Below are 15873 nucleotides of genomic sequence, written 5' to 3' on the forward strand. Positions count from 1 at the left end.
TCCCAAAGCACGGGTGCAGGCAAGAATTGGTTTCGATTGTATCAAAGGCAGTTACCCCTAACTTCCGAAGCGCTTTTTGTTTGAGATTGGTGCCCTCGGTAGGATTCGAACCTACAGCCAACAGATTATGAGTCTGCTGCTCTAACCGTTGAGCTACAAGGGCACGAACTAACTATGTTAGAGGAATCAGACGCTTCTGGCAACCGTTGGGGTCAAGGGGCGTCTGGCCGGCCTAGGAAGAACCTTGGTTACCAGGAATTGTATCGTCGTTCCTGTGCGGCTCTGTGCTCTTAGGTTCGTAAAAAACCGGCGGCGGGGATTCGGAGTAGAGCCTTTGCAAATTTTCGCGACGCTCTGCCTGCCTTCGCGAGATGTCACGCACGACAACGATAACTAGTACTGCAGCGATCACAGTAACAAGCGACGAAATCAAAAACAAAGCCCCCGAAAAAGGCAAACTCTCGGTGTTTTCCGGATCGAAAACTCTGGATGCAACGTTATTTAATATATTCGACGCTATCCAGAATCCCCACCAGACACCCATATACGTTGGCGCATAATGCAGACTCGCAGTAAGGAATCCGGGGTTGTCGGGTATTTCTGGGTCGCTTTCCCACCAGACCTCCCGTACCACCTAATAGGGTCTCACTAGATTCAGGAATGGAATGAACCACCAGCCAACTGCCCACCCGGGCGAAAAGTCAAGATGTGTGGGCTTAAGAGAGAATAGATTTTTGTGAGCTCGGTAAAGCCAGACCAAGAACAGAACTATTGTCGCGATACCGACCGGAAATGAGACCAAAAAGATCACGCCGATCAAAAGGAATCAGGTTTGTGCCGCAGTTCCATCTCCGAGTTCTAATGTGTGGTCGGGTGAGAACATCAGCCCAAGAGAAGGAATGACCATCAGAACATTCGAAAGACCGTTTATAGCCAAGGCGATCACAGTAAGAAGTGAAAGCGTTGAAAGTGGTTTATAGTCGCCGGTCTCGGGCAGGTTAAACATAAATGTACCTTCCAAAGTTGTGGGTTGATATACTGCGACGTCTTTATCAGGACAGAATATTCTGCTATATTTCCCTAACTCTCTTCAGAGCTGGGCATCTACATGGGCCTGTTCAACGTCTTCATCGTCGTCCCGCAATTGCTGGTGGCGACGGTGATGGGGTCGATCATGAAGGCCTTTTTCCCCGCCGAACCGATCTGGACGATGGCCTTCGCGGCCGGAACCCTGGTGCTTGCCGCGCTTGCCATGCTGCGCGTGCGGGTGCCCGATGAAGGAGTCGCACGATGAAGCGTTTTGCCATTGGACTTGCCCTTGCCACTATCGTCGCCACCGGCGCGGCTTTCGCGATGAGCGACCGGCCCGGCGAACCGGCCACCGATGCCGCGTGGGAGCCCAAGAGCTACGTCGAACTGGAGAATGCCGACTGGACCCGCGATGCCGTGCTCTACCAGATCAACACCCGCCAGTTCACCGAGGAAGGGACCTTCAAGGCCGCGCAGGCCGAACTGCCGCGCCTCAAGGAACTGGGCGTCGACGTGCTGTGGCTGATGCCGATCCATCCGATCGGAGCGGAAAACCGCAAGGGCACGCTCGGCTCGCCCTATTCGGTCAAGGACTACTACGAGGTGAACCCCGAATTCGGCACCAAGGCCGATTTCAAGGCCTTCGTCGATGCAGCGCACGAACAGGGCTTCAAGGTCATCCTCGATCTCGTCGCCAACCATACCGCGTGGGATAATCCGCTGCGCAAGGAACATCCCGACTGGTACGAGAAGACCTGGGACGGCGATTTCCGCCCGACCCCGTGGTGGGACTGGTCCGACATCATCGACCTCGACTGGTCCAAGCCCGGCGTGCGCCAGCATGTGGGCGAGGCGATGGAGATGTGGGTGCGCGATTTCGGTGTCGACGGCTACCGCGCCGATGTCGCCGGCTATGTCCCGGTCGATTTCTGGGAGACGATGCGCGCGCGGCTATCCGCCATCCGCCCGGTGTTCATGCTGGGCGAGGTGCAGGAAACCGCGTTCCACAGGGGCGCGTTCGACGCCACTTACGCGTGGGACTGGCACAACACCTCGAAGAACGTCGCCAAGGGCAATGCCGATGCGACCGCATTCTACGGCTTCGCGGTGCGCGTGGCGGCTGAAATCGCGGCGGCAACCGAATTACCTTTCGTTTCGGCAGACAACAAATTCGCGGCCTTGGCAGCTCATGATGCCATCTGCATGACTAGCGGTGCCCTCAAAACGCTGGCGGCTTCGCTGATGAAAATCGCCAATGACATCCGCTGGATGGGATCGGGACCGCGCTGCGGACTAGGTGAACTGCTGCTGCCAGAAAATGAGCCGGGTTCGTCGATTATGCCGGGAAAGGTAAATCCCACTCAATCCGAAGCGATGACAATGGTATGTGTGCAGGTGATGGGCAACGACACCGCAATTGGCATAGCCGCCAGTCAAGGCAATTTTGAGCTAAATGTCTTCAAGCCAGTGATGATTCATAACTTACTCCATTCGATTCGTTTACTGGCTGATGCTTGTACAGCGTTCACACAGTACTTAGTCATTGATATCCAGCCCAATCTGTCTCAAATTCAGCATTTCCTCTCTAATTCATTGATGCTAGTGACAGCTCTAAATCCCCATATTGGTTACGACCGCGCCGCCAAGGTCGCCAAAAAAGCCCATGCTGAAAACAAAACCCTGCGGGAAGCCTGCATCGAGTTGGAATTTTTAACCGGCGAAGAATTTGATCAATTCGTGCGTCCAGAAAATATGCTGGGATTCCAAAAAAATAGCGGCTCTTAGACTGGCCGCTTTTGTCTTTTGTTGATAGCTTTTTGCCCATTCTGCTTCAAAGATTGGACACTAGGTCAAACCGTCGCTTTTTCAAGTAACCGGATCTGGTCTAGCTGACAGCGAATAATTGCTCCATCGCCGTCGTTACTTTTGAGCTGCACATAGCTGCTGCCGATCTGATGCACCCGATAGGGCTTTCCGGCAAACTCAACCGCATCACCAACAGCAACCACAGGCGTAATGTCGATAAACAAATCATCGGCTTTTGCCTGCCGCTCAATTAGCGTTTGCACCAGGGCGAGCTGCTGTTCGAGTTCATGCAGCTGATCGCGGCGCTGGATGCGAGCCATCCAGTCCATATAGGTTGGGCTTCGATCGAACGGTGCGACACTCACAAAAATGATACGATCGTTTGAAAATTCGTCAGGTCGTCAGGAGTGGCGCATCAACCTGTTGATTCAAGCTAAAGATTGAACAGCCGCATCACCGTGTCGATATGGCTTTCGATCTGTCGGTCATCGAAAACGTCGACACCAAAACTGCGGTCTATCTGTGGGGCCATCATGAAAATGGTCTGGATCGCCCCCATCATGACATAGACCAGGTTGAGCGGAGGGATCTCTTTCGGGAACACGCCATGCTGCTGGGCAATGGATGTCCACGCCATCGTTCGTTCCATGAACTCACGCAAATGGTAACGGGCCAGCCATTCCAGACGCTCGCCACCATCGATCATCTCCAGCAGGGTGATCCGATACAACTCGGGGTTTTTCGCCGAGAATAGGATGTAGCTTCGCGTGGAGTTGCGGATCAGCTCCCTTGTGGACGTGGCTGAGTGTCGCTCTTCGTTGTCCAAGATCGTGTCGGAAAGGGCGCGATAAAGATACGACACCACCGCTTGCCAGAGCTTTTCCTTGGATTGGTAATGATACTTGACTGCGGCGACGTTGGTATCGGCAAGCCTTGCGATATCGCGAAGAGATGCGCCCCGATAACCATGCGCGGAAAATTCCTTTATTCCCGCATACAGCAAGCGTGTTTTCGTACGCGGTCTGGACGCCTTGGCCATGCGTAGTTGGATAGGATCGGTCCGGGCAAAGGACAAGCAAGGCCGTGTTGACGATAGGGACCCCCGAGCGGGCCGGGTTCCGAGTGGGAACTGATCGGATCGCTGTTGCCGCCTGAGCGCGGTCGGTGGCTGCGTCCGGCGGGCGACCTTCAGGTATGGATTTGGTTTGCGCCAAAGGTCGACGGCCTCCGCACGGGCAATCGATCTGTATTCCGTTGACCGATATGGATACACTCCTACATCGTAGTGCTTATGGCAGCCGCTGCTGAACTACCCAGGCCGTTGGCGTTAGCCGAACTTATCGCCACCGGACCGGTCGCGCTGTTTCTTGGTTCTGATTCGACGGTTTCTGATTCGACGGTTTCTGATTCAGCGGTTTCTGCTATCTCTAGCTGCAAACTATCAGACCCTATACTGAGCTGACTAATAGTTCCCTCGCTTTCCTCAAAAATAGTTTCCACAAGGGCATTGTCCACATCCGAGGACTCTGAGATGCCTTCTGACTTTGGGACTGCGGTAATCGGTTTCAAGCACTCCAGCAATTCGGTTTGCCCCTGCTTGGCTAGCTGTTGCAGCGTCTGCTGTAACTCCTGCCGTTGATTAAGCGAAAGTTCTAGAAACTGGTCTGGATAGGCATGGGTGCAAATGTGATAGCCAGCCAAAACTAACTGTTGCCGCGTGGCTTTGCCAAGGGCCGCCAGATACTGCTGATAGGTAGTATGAAACGCCTGGGCTATTGCCGCTACTGTTTGATCTAAAGCAGCAAGTTCCCGCTCAATTTGTTTTACTGCTCGGACCATATCAACCTTTTCCTATCTTCGAATCTATTGTACGAACCTGGCGATAGTAAGAATGGGTAACAGATCATCGGTCAGAGATTGCCTGCCAATCATCCATTACCCATTACCCATTACTAACCCATTAGCTTCAGTAGATCGAAAATGAAGTCGTTTGGATCACTACACTTGGGTTTGTTCGCACAGCTTGTGCATAGCACTAATCCCCCTAAACCCCAGCAGGGATGCGCCTTCGGCGTAGAATAAGGGGAACTTCAAATCATTGTTGGGTTGGTTCCCCCTTTCATAAGGCTACGGTGTCCACACAAGTCGAAGATCCCCCTTAACCCCCCTTCAATCAAGGGGGAAGAGGCGAAGCCTGTGCGCAGCACCTACCAATCAGGGATTGAAGTCCCCCTTGATAAGGGGGCCAGGGGGATCTCAACATGATTTGCGATCTACTGAGCCTGGTTGAGCGAAGCGCGGCTATTTCTTTTTCTTTTTCTTGTCAGATTTACCTTTGGCCGCAGCGTCTTTCGGAGCCGGGGGGGCCGGAGCCTCATCCTGGACTGGAGCTGGTGCAGCTTCACAGTATCGACGGGCGATTACCTGCTTTAACCAAGCGCTGCAACTCGATTCTCAGTTTGCTGAAGCCTACTACAATCGCGGACGCGCCAGCGCCAATCTGCGCCGGATTACGGACGCGGTGGCCGATCTGGTCAAAGCCAGCGAACTTTACCTAGAACAAGGTAATACCACTCCAATTGCTCAGCTTAAACAGGATCTGGAACAGTTGAAGCCACAGAAATAAGGGAAATTAAACTCAAAGCTCTGAGGTTAGGTTTCCGGGGGAAGGGGAATGTCGTCTAGGAAAACTCTGCCTTCTTCTTTTTGGCTTTTCCGAGATTGCTCAATAATCTGATTAAACTTTGGATTTACACTCAAGCTAAGAGTTTCCATATCGATGTCTTCAATCGGGAATAAGGCAGCAACAGGTTGCCCATTACGAGTTAGAACAAGAGGCTGTTCGCTTTTACCGTAATTCTCCCAAAGAGAGGCAAGTTCACTGATTTCTACTGTTTTCATAGTTCAACGATTTCCCCACCGATACGAACTTGGTTGCCTTCCTTAATTCCAATAGCGCGAATATCTACCACAGACTCCTGCTCATCCACATCGTAGTACACTCGCAGGTTGCCTATCCGCAATTCCCAAACGGCAAGTGGGTTTGGACGCATTTCTTTGCGATTTCTAGTCGGGACAGTCGGCTCGTAGCTCAGTTGTTCAACCATAGCATCCCTAATAATTCTTTGTTCCCTTGGTGTCAAAGCTTGCAAGTGGGACAGACTGTTTCTCGAAAGAGCAATACGGTATGGCAAAACTGTAAGCTCCGCAACCAGAGTTTTTGTGTCAACAAAATCTGATTTTTACATGCAAATGCAGCCCAATCGCTGTGCTGTAGAGGATGAGCGAAAGATTTTGGTTCTGAGTTTCAGGACAACTGCCGCTGCTGAACAGCAAGCTTAAACTACAGATTCAGTTCGCTACAACCTATTGGAAGTGACTGCAAATCACTACACTGATATTTAGATCTTGCTAAGTAGGTGAGCATAATTAAACCTTCCAGACCTGCCAGAGCTTGCGAGCTGAAGGTTCCAACTGGCGATACACTTCATAGGCTTGATAGCCTTGCCCCACCGTCACCTGATTCAGTACTGGCGATAGCTTCTGCATCCACAGATCCATGTCGTCTACCGTACCGCGAATCAGCCCATAGGCTTGAGGAATGTAGATGTTTAGCAGGGGATACTTCACCTCTGGATGGTAAATATGGGCAACGGCAGTCACCACTTCCTTGCAGCGCCTCCAAAAGATGGACCAGTCTTCCCAAAGGGGCGGGTCGGCTTGAGCAGCCATCAAAATTGTTTCTAATGCTGTCTCGGTCCGACGAGCGACATCTCCGGCTACCGGCTGGTTGGCATCGGTTAACGCTTCTATTTCGGCATTGGCTTGGCTGATCGCCTCCTCGATCTGTTTGATGGCGGGCTGAGTCCAGCGCACTAGCAGCCAGCGCCAACCGACCAGCAGTAAGGTAAATATCGCCCAGATCCAGTTCAACCGCCACTCGTGAATTTGGGTACCTGCTGCTACTAACAAAAACCCGACGACTAGAACAATTGGCGTTGCTAGGACGATCCACTGCCACTGTTTTAACCGTACCATCGCTCTCTACCTCTCTGGCGAGTGACACTCCCCCGCGCTTTAGCGCGGGGCTTCTCAGGTTGCTCTGAGCTACTTGCATGGTGTCCGCATGAACTATCTGGCGAAAGCCAGAATACTTGACGGGATGAACCCAATGAATCAATTCAGGGATTTGACGATTAGGCAAAAGCTGAGCATGCTCACCGATGCACAATATGTTCGTTCCACCAATCACATCTCTAGGTGCAACCACACCGCACTCGCAGCGATACACTCGCCTGTGCTTGTGTCGTTTCCCGCAAGATGGACAGGTTTGACTCGAATAGTACGAATTGCATGATGCTTCTCAACCATATCGCTCCAAAGCTTTCCGGCTTCCATGCGAGCGGCTGTGAAAACCTCCCAAGAGCGCCTGCCTTGCGGAGTCCATGCGATTTTTATCGTGCGATAACTCAGTCCTGCTGATGCTCAACCGAACTCGATCAACTGCTGGCTTCACTTCTATCAGAGATTAATGGCATACTGGCGATTGGCATACTGGCGATTGGCATACTAGAGTTAAACCGAGTCATTCCTGCTGTCTTTGTGCAGCCGATGCCGTGCCTGTGACCTATTCATCCAACCAACCATCCCACTCCAGTCAATCCTCACCGGATGCTGCACCACACTCATCACCGCCTCCTGAGTCAGTTCAGGGCGTTGTCGAGCGACTGACGTACCATTCAGAAGAGTCGGGCTATACGGTAGCCCGCTTAAAAGCACCCCGGACCAGCGAGCTGATCACCATCGTTGGCAATTTTGCTGGCATTCAGCCCGGACAAACGCTACATCTAGAAGGTACCTGGCGCGATCATCCCAAATATGGTCAGCAGTTTCAGGTGACAAAATATCGAGAAACCAAGCCTGCCACCCTGACCGGCATCGAAAAATATTTGGGTAGCGGTTTGATCAAGGGCGTCGGACCCGTGACGGCAAAGCGAATTGTGGCCCACTTTGGCTTGGATACGCTGGATATTATCGAACACCAGATCGAGCGCTTGGCCGAAGTGCCCGGCATTGCTCAGAAACGTGTCAAGTTGATTCAGGCCGCTTGGGCGGCCCAGCGGGTCATCAAAGAAGTGATGTTGTTCCTACAGAGCCACGGTGTCTCCACGACCTATGCCGTCAAAATTTACAAGCAGTATGGCGATCAGGCAATTGAAACAGTGACCCGGAATCCCTATCAGTTAGCGGCGGAAGTGTATGGGATTGGCTTTATCACTGCCGATGCAATTGCCCGCAATTTGGGCATTTCTCCGGGGTCAGAATACCGCTACCGCTCTGGAATTTTGCATGTGTTGCAAGAGGCTGCCGAGGACGGCCATTGCTTTTTGCCCCAGACGGAACTGGTGGAACAGACAGTGAAACGCTTGGCGCTGGGCGATCACCAACCCGATCCAGCAGAATTAACCGCCCTCACTACCCAAATGGCTCTGGATGGAGAACTAAACGTTATAGCCCTGAAGCCAGCCGGTTGATCAAACGCTGGAGTAATCAATATCGGCGGCCCATTCCTAACTTGGCGCTGCTGCCAGTTACAGTCCCGCTTTTATTCACCTATGGCTACTTGCCCCGCAATGCTTGCATTGTTGTCAGCCAAGGTTTGTTGAACTTCCCAGAGGATGAAATAGCGACCCTGTTGGCGGCAGAGTTGGCTCACCTGCGCTACTGGGATTTTGGCGTGTTGTCGGTGCTGGTGCTGGTGGCTCAGGCTCCCTACGAGGTGTATTGGCGAGTTGCTGCTTGGGGGAATCGCCAGCGGGATCGGGTTTTAAAGACGCTGGCTGTGATCATTTCGGCACTCGGCTATGGCCTATTTCGGCTGTTGCGTGGCACTGGACTGTGGCTGTCGCGGGTACGGCTCTACTACAGCGATCGACTCGCCACTGACCTGACGGGGAACCCCAATGGCCTGACGCGCGCCTTGCTCAAATCGGCGATTGGGATTGCGGACGACATCCAGCAGCAACGGCAGACCAGCGCCCTGTTAGAAAGCTTTGACCTGCTGATGCCGGTGGGCTATCGCACTGCCCTGACTCTTGGCAGCCTGTACAATGCCGATCAGTTCCCGGAGGCCAATCATTTCAATTGGGACCGGTTCAACCCCTATCGCCGCTGGTTGATTTTGAATAACTCCCATCCCACCCTGGGCGAGCGGATCCAGTTGCTGATGCAGTATGCCAACCGCTGGCGACTCCAACCAGAAATTTCAGGATGGCAGGGAAGCCGAAGCGCCCAGTCTAATGTTCGGTTCAGTTCGCGGCGATTGCTGCTGCAAGGCGCACCGTTTTTTGGCGTTCCGATTGGGCTAGCGGTGGGATTGCTGCTCTGGGGCGTAGGTTGGCTGACGCGGCAGTGGCGCTGGGTGGATTTGACCTGGTTAGCCGATGACGGGTCGATTTTGCTCGCCTGTGGCCTGCTCGGCTTCAGTATCGGGCTGTTTTTGCGGATCAATGCCTTCTTTCCAGATAGCCAGCCAGCATCAGCATCGGAATCGAGGTGGCCATAAAGATTTCCTGAAGCTTGTCGCGCACAAACAGGGTCGTTTCAAAATCCAGCGCTGAGAAGGGTTCATCGAGGAACAAAACCTCTGGATCGGCAACCAGTGCTCGCAAGATTGAAACCAACTGCTGCTGTCCGCCAGAGAAACTGTAGGGATAGCGCTTCAAGTCAAGGCGAATATTGAAGGTGTGGATCAGACGCTCAACTCGCTCCCGACATTCCCGCTCTGAAACGCCTTTTACTCGCAGCGGATAGGCAATATTGTCGTAGGCACTCATCCAGGGAAACATGGAATCCCGATAGTTTTGAAACACATAGCCAATCCGGGCGCGGCGAATCGGCTTGCCATGAATCTGAATCTCACCGCGATCGAAGGGAATCAGACCGCTAATCATATTGATCAACGTCGATTTACCGCATCCATTGGGGCCAAAAATCGAAACGAGCTGATTATTCGGCAAATCAAGGTTGAAATCTTCGTAGAGTGGTTGCCCAGCAAACGATTTGCACAACCCCTGCACGGAAATGAAATGCTCTGGTGGAGCAACGGTTGGACTGCTAACTGAGTCGATCATCATACACAATCACTCCAGATAAGGACGCTAAAATCACGATGCTAGAAATCACGATGCTAAAACTAAGAAATTGCAGTGGAATCAGGCAGGTTTGTACATCAGACTGGCTACATCTACCGATTTAGTGAATACTTTGGTATCGGTCATGAAATCAAAGAATTTTTGGAAATAACCGATATCTTCTGGCTTGAATTCGTCATACATCGTGTAGCCCACCAGTGGCACCTTTTGCACCAGATCGCCCTCAATTGCCGTATATCCGACCATATACTGCCGCATCTCATCTGGCTTATTACGAATATCCTCGATAGCGCGACGATAGGCTTCAATATAGGTTTTTGTCGTTGTTGGATACTGCTGAATGAATTTGCTGCTGAGGACTGCCGAGCCACCAAACCAGGGGGCTTTTGGATCGCCCAAAATGTATTTGGAGACGACGTGGTCCGCGTCCTTGGCGTCGCCCTTGGCGACGTTGAACGTGAACGGCACGGTGATTACTTTGCCGTCGTGCTGGAACTGGGCCCAGCCCTTGTAGATACCCTCGGCCTTGAAGTGGGCCTCAAAGTCCACCTTCGGGCCGCCCTTCATGTCGGCGTGACCCTGTTTGGCGTGGTCGTGAGCCCCGTCGGCGTGCTCGTGCGGATGGCTGTGCACGAACTGCTTGAGGTCCTGGCTGATGATGACCAGGTGCCCCATCGCGCCGAGGTAGGGCGTCAGGTCGCTCACCGGCTTGCCGTCCTTGCTGATCGTGTAGGAAAACAACGCGGGCTTGCCGGTGGTCACGGCGCCGCCGGTGTTGATCGTGACGGTGTACCCGTCCACGGTCTTGGGCTTGTCGGCGTCAACCGTGAGCGGCGCCGCGGGCTTGGCCGGACCGTCGACCTTGAGCGTCACCGGCACGACCTGCATGCCGACGTCCTTGGGCGTGAAGTCGTGGAAGAGCGTGTACTCTCCGCCGGCGGGGAAGGTCCACGCGAGCGTGAAGGTGCCGTCGGGCTGCAGGTCGGGGTGCTCGTGGGCGAACCACGACAGGTCCTTGCTGACCATCAGCAGGTGCAAGGGCTTCTCGTGGACGATCTCCACGCCCTTGACGGCCATGCCCATCGGGTCCTTGAGGGTGAAGACCAGGTTGGCGGGCTTGCCGGCCTCGACCTTGCCCCCGACCGGCTTGACGCTCACGGAGAACTCCTCGCTGGTGAGCTTCTTGAGCTTCATGTGGCAGACCGGGCACTCGCCGGGCTTGTCGTAGGTCTTGCTCCCCTCGCAGTGCATGGGGCAGAAGTACTTCGCCGGCGCGGCCGCGGCGAGGGCGTCGATCTGGGCCTTGCCCTTGGCGAACGCGGCCTTGGCGGCGGCGGGGTCCTTCTTTTCGCCCGCCTCGTGGATGGCGTCCATCTGCTCGGCGATGGCCTTGCCGGCGGCGTTGATCTCCTTGACCTTCGCCTTGTCCACCCCGGAGTCGGGCTTGAGGGGGGTTGCGGCACAAATTCTGGCTCTGGTTTCAGGGATTTTGCCAGTTGAAGCACTTGATCTTGTGCCTCAGGAGTGAGTTCGCGCCAGCATTCGAGTAATTGTTCTTCTTTGCCCATAATCAATACCCTCGATACCCATTTGATCCTACTTTATTTGATCCTACTTTTTCTCTGGTTGTAGGGCAGCAAGACGTTCTCTCGCTTTAGGCGACTGAAACCCTAAAACGATGTCTTGAGGTGCAATACCCCGCTGAATTAACTCTCGATCAATAAAAATTTCAGTGCTATCGTGTTGAATCCAAACTTTGCCTTCAACTCAGTCAAGTTGCATCGCACAACCATAGATGCGGTAATCGCTACGCCAACCGACATGCATGGCGAGGTATGATCACGCTCAGTATCAAAAACCAATTGGGTTTCTGGATCATCAGCGGCAAAATCTAGTAAGAAATCTTGTACGATTTTGCGATATTGGGTTACTCGATCCATTGCTCAATGTCCTCCTGTTCTGGACTGTAGCTAATCAATCGAACGTCCACCCATCTTTTGCAGTGCCAGCTTAACCGTATCGTGAAAAATATCCCTCGCCATATAGCCCTATCGAACTAAGGGTAGCCTAACGATAAGTTCGTGGATATCTGCCTCAGCTTCTACCACAAGTACCCGCAAACCATCCAGAGATTGGGGTGATGGCAATGCAGAAGGTGAGATTTGAGGCGTGAGGGTTGCAGATTGTATCAACGCTCCAGGCTCTAAAAAGGGTTGATTCGCCGGATGCACTGCCCGCTTGCTCACCCCTCCACCCAAGATCTATCTACAGGTGCATAAGTTTATTCCTAAACCCTTAAGCACTTGGCGCTATGCTGGAAATAAGCCACTATCCTCCGATCGCCAGTGCCTCGTTATGAGTTCCCCACCCTTGTTGCCCCAAGTTTTCTATCGGCTGATTCTCGATCAAGCCATTGCTACGGTTGAGTGTAGTGAAGCAGAGCGCCGCCAGTTTCGACAAGCTTATGAATGGACGCAGCAAGATAACCTGTTCGGGATTACTTGCTTCAAAATAGTCCTCACCAGGAATTGCAACCTGATGATAGGCTGGTTCGGGACCCAAGATTGGAATACAACCTGCTCGAAATGCATTTAAGAGCTTGGTTGGTGGTTTAATTGAGAGTACATAGTCTGTCGTTTGCCTGATCGCCAAAACTGCATCGGTTTGGCTATAGTCAGTCCATTGATCAGGGTTGGCTCGAACCTCAAGGGATATTCCAAGCTTCTCCAATGCTGTCCTGAACGATTCACTCCGAAATGCGGGTGCAAGATATACTTCTAGGCCGTAGTAAGCCAACCGCTCCAAACGTTGACCTCGAGAACAGTCGCGTGGCTGTAGACCCGGTTGAGTCCAAAATGGGATATAGAAATCAGTCATCTCGTTACGAATACAGAGATGATTCTGCACAATCCGCATATCTGCGATTTCAGGTCTGGCACGATCTGCTTGTATCGCCACTACAAAACTACGGAAAGGTAACCGTTTCCAACCCAGATCGTCATAATGAACAACATTAATCGCATCTGGACGAATCGAAGCTGATAGACAGACATTAGCACCGTGCCGTCGCAAATGCAGATATGTCTGTACAGTCCAGTGCAGAGTTGCATTTGTCTTTAGTAGCGGTAAATCAATTTCACTGGGTAAAGGTGGGTGCTTCATCTGAGCTAGATGTTCCCACAGATCTGGACGTCGATTGACAAAATAGATGATTGGTTCCATAAATTGACTTTTGATATAGTATTGTTTTTTGGAGGTAACCTATCATTAACTCTTGGATTCCTTGACTGATTCAGAAATACTTTCCCCAAGCGGGTTGAACGCTGCCACAGCATATGCAGAATTGGATGGTGCTTCGTTATCCTGAAACTCCAGGACAACTTTGGGAGGCTCCGGTGTATCCCCAAAGCTATGTTCTTGCCCTCTGAGAGTTTTAATCAACGAGTTGTTTCGATAAATCCGAAATTGGGGTAACCCATTCTCTAGGTCGGGTGCAAAGCTCCATGTCACAAGCGCTGTCGCTGATTACACTGTGGGGTTGGGCTGGAGTAGCCGTGCAGTTGCTAGGGTTAGCCCTGATTTCAGCCGTGCTCTGGCGCTGGGAGCAAAAGCACCAGGTTAGAGACAAGATTAGAGCAGTCGAGCCTCCGCCACAGCCATTTAGCTTCAGAACCTTACTGTATGGCCCTTGGTCGCTGGCATTCGGTGCGATTGCGCTAGCGGTACTCAACTGGATCACGCTGTTGATCGCAGGACGGCCTTGGGGTGTAACTTGGGGATTCACGCTATGGACAGCAAAGATTGCGCAGCAGCTAGGCTGGAACCCGGCGACGAGCGAGTTTTGGAGTCAGGGTATGGGAGCGACTGCCTTGAGCCAAAGTGTATTCGCTGATGTAATTTCAGTGATGAATTTTGGCATTGTTCTCGGAGCAACATTGGCGGCAGCATTAGCAGGGAAACTATGGCTGAAAAAGCCGCCATCTAAATTGGCAGTTGCAGCAGCCTTGATCGGTGGCCTGATGATGGGTTATGGGGCTAGGCTCGCTTTTGGCTGTAATGTTGGTGCCTACTTTAGCGGTATTGCTTCAACTAGCCTGCATGGCTGGCTCTGGATTGGTTTTGCGCTTTTAGGCACAGCAGTTGGGGTTAGGCTACGTCCCTGGTTCCGCCTAGTGAATTGATTTGATGAAGAGGCTACGGGCAAACGACGGGCAGAATTCGCTTGGAGCAATCCCAGCGCAAGAGAGCCGCAATCAGTTCGTTTCTATGTTAGTCCTGGCGTTGTAGACATGATACAGACCACAACCCCTAAACCAAAAACGGTTACGGTCATACTTGCGATTACAGACCAGTTAAACGGTTGAATTTGACGCCGACCGGTATAGAACTGACTGCATAAAAGCGCCACCATTAAACCAATCAAGCCAAACAGCAGAGCCATTGGCCAACAGGTGCAATAAATCTGAATCAAAAGCTGCTGAAAGGCCAGAATTGCTGCAATTCCGAGGCCGAATCCGGTTAGGGCCACAGCAACCCGCAGTAGGTCAATTGCAGGAGTTGGGGTAGTAGGAACAGTTGGGGTAACGAGAATCGAATGAGATTGCATAAGAGTTATTGTTGATTAGATGACGTTCAGAATCAGATTCTCTAGAAAATATCGGCTGGATCGGCTGAGCGTAGTTTTTGAGATGCAACGGCTCCGGATACGCTACACATAATTACTGTAAGAATAAAAACAGTAACGGCACGGCTCATGGTCATTCCAATCGGTAAAAGTGTCATGGCATGAGTGAGGTGATATAGCCCCACAGCAACCGCGAAACCAGGAATATAACCAAAAGCAGCCAACAGCAGCGCCTCTTGCAGCAGCATCGTCAGCAGATAGCGGTCGTTGTAGCCCATTGCCTTCAGCGTGGCGTATTCGGGTAGATGATTAGCAACATCAGTGTAGAGAATCTGGTAGACAATCACTGTACCGACAATAAAGCCGACCACAACGCCAATTCCGAAAATAAACCCGATCGTACCCTGACTCTCCCAATAGTGTTTTTCAACAGCAGCAAATTCCTCCACCGTCAGGACGCGCACATCTGAGGGCAGCGTAGCAGCGAGGCGAGCTTGCACCTGCTGAAGATCAACACCAGGTTTGAGTTGAATCAGACCAATGTCTACCTGGCCTGAGCGGCGATCCTGGTAAAGTTTGAGGAATGTAGAGTCGCTGGTAATGATGTTGCCATCTGCCACAAACGACGACCCCATTGTGAACAGTCCGGCCACCTGTACGGTTTGGCGGTTCAATTCTGCGTCAACCTGCCCCTGCTGCAACAGAGTCGGAATCGGTCCATACTCTGGACGACCCGCCTGATCGAACAACACCTGATTCAATTGCTTTAAGCTATCCGTGTGTTCAGCTAACCCTGGCAGGTCAAAGCTGGGCAAGGTTGGTTCCACGCCCCAAACCAGAATCGAGCGCTGAAGTCTGGTTTCGGGATTTTTCCAATCGCCCATGCCAATGTATACCGAACTGACCGAGGCCACATCGTCATCACTTTGAGCCTGATACAGCCGCTCTCTGGACCGATCCACAACGCCGGTGAGGGTTGCACCCAGTTGCTTGAGCTTGTCAGCAATTCCAGAAGTTGACAGGCCATCCTCTTCCCACAGACAGCACAAGACAAGATAGTGAAACGGGGTTAGGCCATAGGGTTCTAGGCGCTCTAAAAAATCCCGATACATTAGCTGAGAAACCAGTTTGACCTTGTATCCCAGGTTATAGGGGGCTAAGGCATAGCGCCACTGTTGAAGAAAATCGGCATCTGAAGACGAACTGGACATTTTGCAACAAAGGAATAGCTCGGATTATTTTCCATAATTCAGCAGCTTA

General features: G+C 52.2%; 20 protein-coding genes, 1 tRNA gene and 2 pseudogenes. 6 read left to right on the forward strand and 17 right to left on the reverse strand.

Annotation, left to right across the window (positions count from 1 at the left end; translation table 11 throughout):
* Positions 1-87: 87 nt before the first annotated feature.
* The 3 genes and pseudogenes from JVX88_RS37310 to JVX88_RS37325 all read right to left on the reverse strand — a co-directional run bounded on the left by JVX88_RS37310 (position 88) and on the right by JVX88_RS37325 (position 1006).
* Positions 88-163, reverse strand: a tRNA-Ile gene (locus JVX88_RS37310).
* 69 nt (positions 164-232) lie between these two features.
* Positions 233-811, reverse strand: a pseudogene (locus tag JVX88_RS37315) (DUF4328 domain-containing protein).
* Positions 812-826: 15 nt separating this feature from the next.
* Positions 827-1006 (reverse strand): hypothetical protein, encoded by a 180-nt coding sequence (locus JVX88_RS37325; protein ID WP_211624351.1) that lies wholly within the window; start codon positions 1004-1006, stop codon positions 827-829.
* Positions 1007-1108: 102 nt separating this feature from the next.
* On the opposite strand from JVX88_RS37325, the gene JVX88_RS37330 reads away from it, so the two are divergent.
* Together JVX88_RS37330 and JVX88_RS37335 are read left to right on the forward strand one after the other, a co-directional pair.
* Positions 1109-1294, forward strand: a complete 186-nt coding sequence (locus JVX88_RS37330) for a hypothetical protein (protein ID WP_211624352.1) — start codon at positions 1109-1111, stop codon at positions 1292-1294.
* Positions 1291-2814, forward strand: a complete 1524-nt coding sequence (locus tag JVX88_RS37335) for a lyase family protein (RefSeq protein WP_211624353.1) — start codon at positions 1291-1293, stop codon at positions 2812-2814. Before JVX88_RS37330 ends, JVX88_RS37335 begins: the two co-directional genes overlap by 4 nt.
* Before the next feature lie 65 nt (positions 2815-2879).
* On the opposite strand, the gene JVX88_RS37340 is transcribed toward JVX88_RS37335, so the two are convergent.
* From JVX88_RS37340 to JVX88_RS37350, 3 genes are all read right to left on the reverse strand, one after another.
* Entirely contained in the window at positions 2880-3200 is a 321-nt protein-coding gene (locus tag JVX88_RS37340) for a hypothetical protein (RefSeq protein ID WP_211624354.1), read from the reverse strand.
* A 68-nt stretch (positions 3201-3268) separates the two neighbouring features.
* Positions 3269-3874, reverse strand: a complete 606-nt coding sequence (locus JVX88_RS37345; protein ID WP_211624355.1) for a TetR/AcrR family transcriptional regulator — start codon at positions 3872-3874, stop codon at positions 3269-3271.
* Positions 3875-4110: 236 nt separating this feature from the next.
* Entirely contained in the window at positions 4111-4674 is a 564-nt protein-coding gene (locus tag JVX88_RS37350) for a hypothetical protein (protein ID WP_211624356.1), read from the reverse strand.
* Positions 4675-5170: 496 nt separating this feature from the next.
* On the opposite strand from JVX88_RS37350, the gene JVX88_RS37355 reads away from it, so the two are divergent.
* Complete coding sequence (locus JVX88_RS37355) at positions 5171-5461, forward strand: tetratricopeptide repeat protein (RefSeq protein WP_211624357.1); 291 nt, start codon at positions 5171-5173, stop codon at positions 5459-5461.
* Positions 5462-5487: 26 nt separating this feature from the next.
* On the opposite strand, the gene JVX88_RS37360 is transcribed toward JVX88_RS37355, so the two are convergent.
* From JVX88_RS37360 to JVX88_RS44885, 4 genes and pseudogenes are all read right to left on the reverse strand, one after another.
* Positions 5488-5736, reverse strand: coding sequence for a type II toxin-antitoxin system Phd/YefM family antitoxin (locus tag JVX88_RS37360; protein ID WP_211624358.1), 249 nt, complete (start codon positions 5734-5736; stop codon positions 5488-5490).
* Complete coding sequence (locus JVX88_RS37365; RefSeq protein WP_211624360.1) at positions 5733-5942, reverse strand: type II toxin-antitoxin system RelE family toxin; 210 nt, start codon at positions 5940-5942, stop codon at positions 5733-5735. The genes JVX88_RS37360 and JVX88_RS37365 overlap by 4 nt, the downstream gene beginning before the upstream one ends.
* A gap of 322 nt (positions 5943-6264) precedes the next feature.
* Positions 6265-6873: a hypothetical protein gene (locus JVX88_RS37370; RefSeq protein WP_211624362.1), complete on the reverse strand. Its 609-nt coding sequence runs from the start codon at positions 6871-6873 to the stop codon at positions 6265-6267.
* 202 nt (positions 6874-7075) lie between these two features.
* A pseudogene (locus JVX88_RS44885) lies at positions 7076-7174 on the reverse strand (zinc ribbon domain-containing protein); the annotation flags it as partial.
* A gap of 283 nt (positions 7175-7457) precedes the next feature.
* Between JVX88_RS44885 and JVX88_RS37380 the strand changes: the two are divergent.
* Positions 7458-8369, forward strand: a complete 912-nt coding sequence (locus tag JVX88_RS37380; RefSeq protein WP_211624364.1) for a helix-hairpin-helix domain-containing protein — start codon at positions 7458-7460, stop codon at positions 8367-8369.
* Complete coding sequence (locus JVX88_RS37385; protein WP_211624366.1) at positions 8366-9400, forward strand: M48 family metallopeptidase; 1035 nt, start codon at positions 8366-8368, stop codon at positions 9398-9400. Before JVX88_RS37380 ends, JVX88_RS37385 begins: the two co-directional genes overlap by 4 nt.
* Here the strand turns inward: JVX88_RS37385 and JVX88_RS37390 are convergent.
* The 5 genes from JVX88_RS37390 to JVX88_RS37410 form a co-directional block, all read right to left on the reverse strand.
* Complete coding sequence (locus JVX88_RS37390; protein ID WP_211624367.1) at positions 9342-9971, reverse strand: ATP-binding cassette domain-containing protein; 630 nt, start codon at positions 9969-9971, stop codon at positions 9342-9344. The two genes, JVX88_RS37385 and JVX88_RS37390, sit on opposite strands and share 59 nt — an antisense overlap.
* A gap of 78 nt (positions 9972-10049) precedes the next feature.
* Positions 10050-11420 (reverse strand): heavy metal-binding domain-containing protein, encoded by a 1371-nt coding sequence (locus JVX88_RS37395; protein ID WP_211624369.1) that lies wholly within the window; start codon positions 11418-11420, stop codon positions 10050-10052.
* A 180-nt stretch (positions 11421-11600) separates the two neighbouring features.
* Positions 11601-11738 carry an element excision factor XisI family protein gene (locus tag JVX88_RS44890; RefSeq protein ID WP_211629077.1) on the reverse strand — a complete coding sequence of 46 codons (138 nt, stop codon included), beginning with the start codon at positions 11736-11738 and terminating at the stop codon, positions 11601-11603.
* On the reverse strand, positions 11696-11929 hold the full coding sequence (locus JVX88_RS37405; RefSeq protein ID WP_211624371.1) for a hypothetical protein: 234 nt from the start codon (positions 11927-11929) through the stop codon (positions 11696-11698). Before JVX88_RS37405 ends, JVX88_RS44890 begins: the two co-directional genes overlap by 43 nt.
* 388 nt (positions 11930-12317) lie before the next feature.
* Positions 12318-13211: a hypothetical protein gene (locus JVX88_RS37410; RefSeq protein ID WP_211624373.1), complete on the reverse strand. Its 894-nt coding sequence runs from the start codon at positions 13209-13211 to the stop codon at positions 12318-12320.
* Positions 13212-13492: 281 nt separating this feature from the next.
* On the opposite strand from JVX88_RS37410, the gene JVX88_RS37415 reads away from it, so the two are divergent.
* On the forward strand, positions 13493-14170 hold the full coding sequence (locus JVX88_RS37415; protein ID WP_211624375.1) for a YeeE/YedE thiosulfate transporter family protein: 678 nt from the start codon (positions 13493-13495) through the stop codon (positions 14168-14170).
* Between the two features lie 83 nt (positions 14171-14253).
* Here the strand turns inward: JVX88_RS37415 and JVX88_RS37420 are convergent, their stop codons facing one another.
* Together JVX88_RS37420 and devC are read right to left on the reverse strand one after the other, a co-directional pair.
* Positions 14254-14595 (reverse strand): hypothetical protein, encoded by a 342-nt coding sequence (locus JVX88_RS37420; protein WP_211624377.1) that lies wholly within the window; start codon positions 14593-14595, stop codon positions 14254-14256.
* A 41-nt stretch (positions 14596-14636) separates the two neighbouring features.
* Positions 14637-15824: an ABC transporter permease DevC gene (gene devC, locus JVX88_RS37425; RefSeq protein ID WP_225931312.1), complete on the reverse strand. Its 1188-nt coding sequence runs from the start codon at positions 15822-15824 to the stop codon at positions 14637-14639.
* Positions 15825-15873: the final 49 nt, after the last annotated feature.

The sequence above is a fragment of the Leptolyngbya sp. 7M genome, assembly GCF_018128485.1.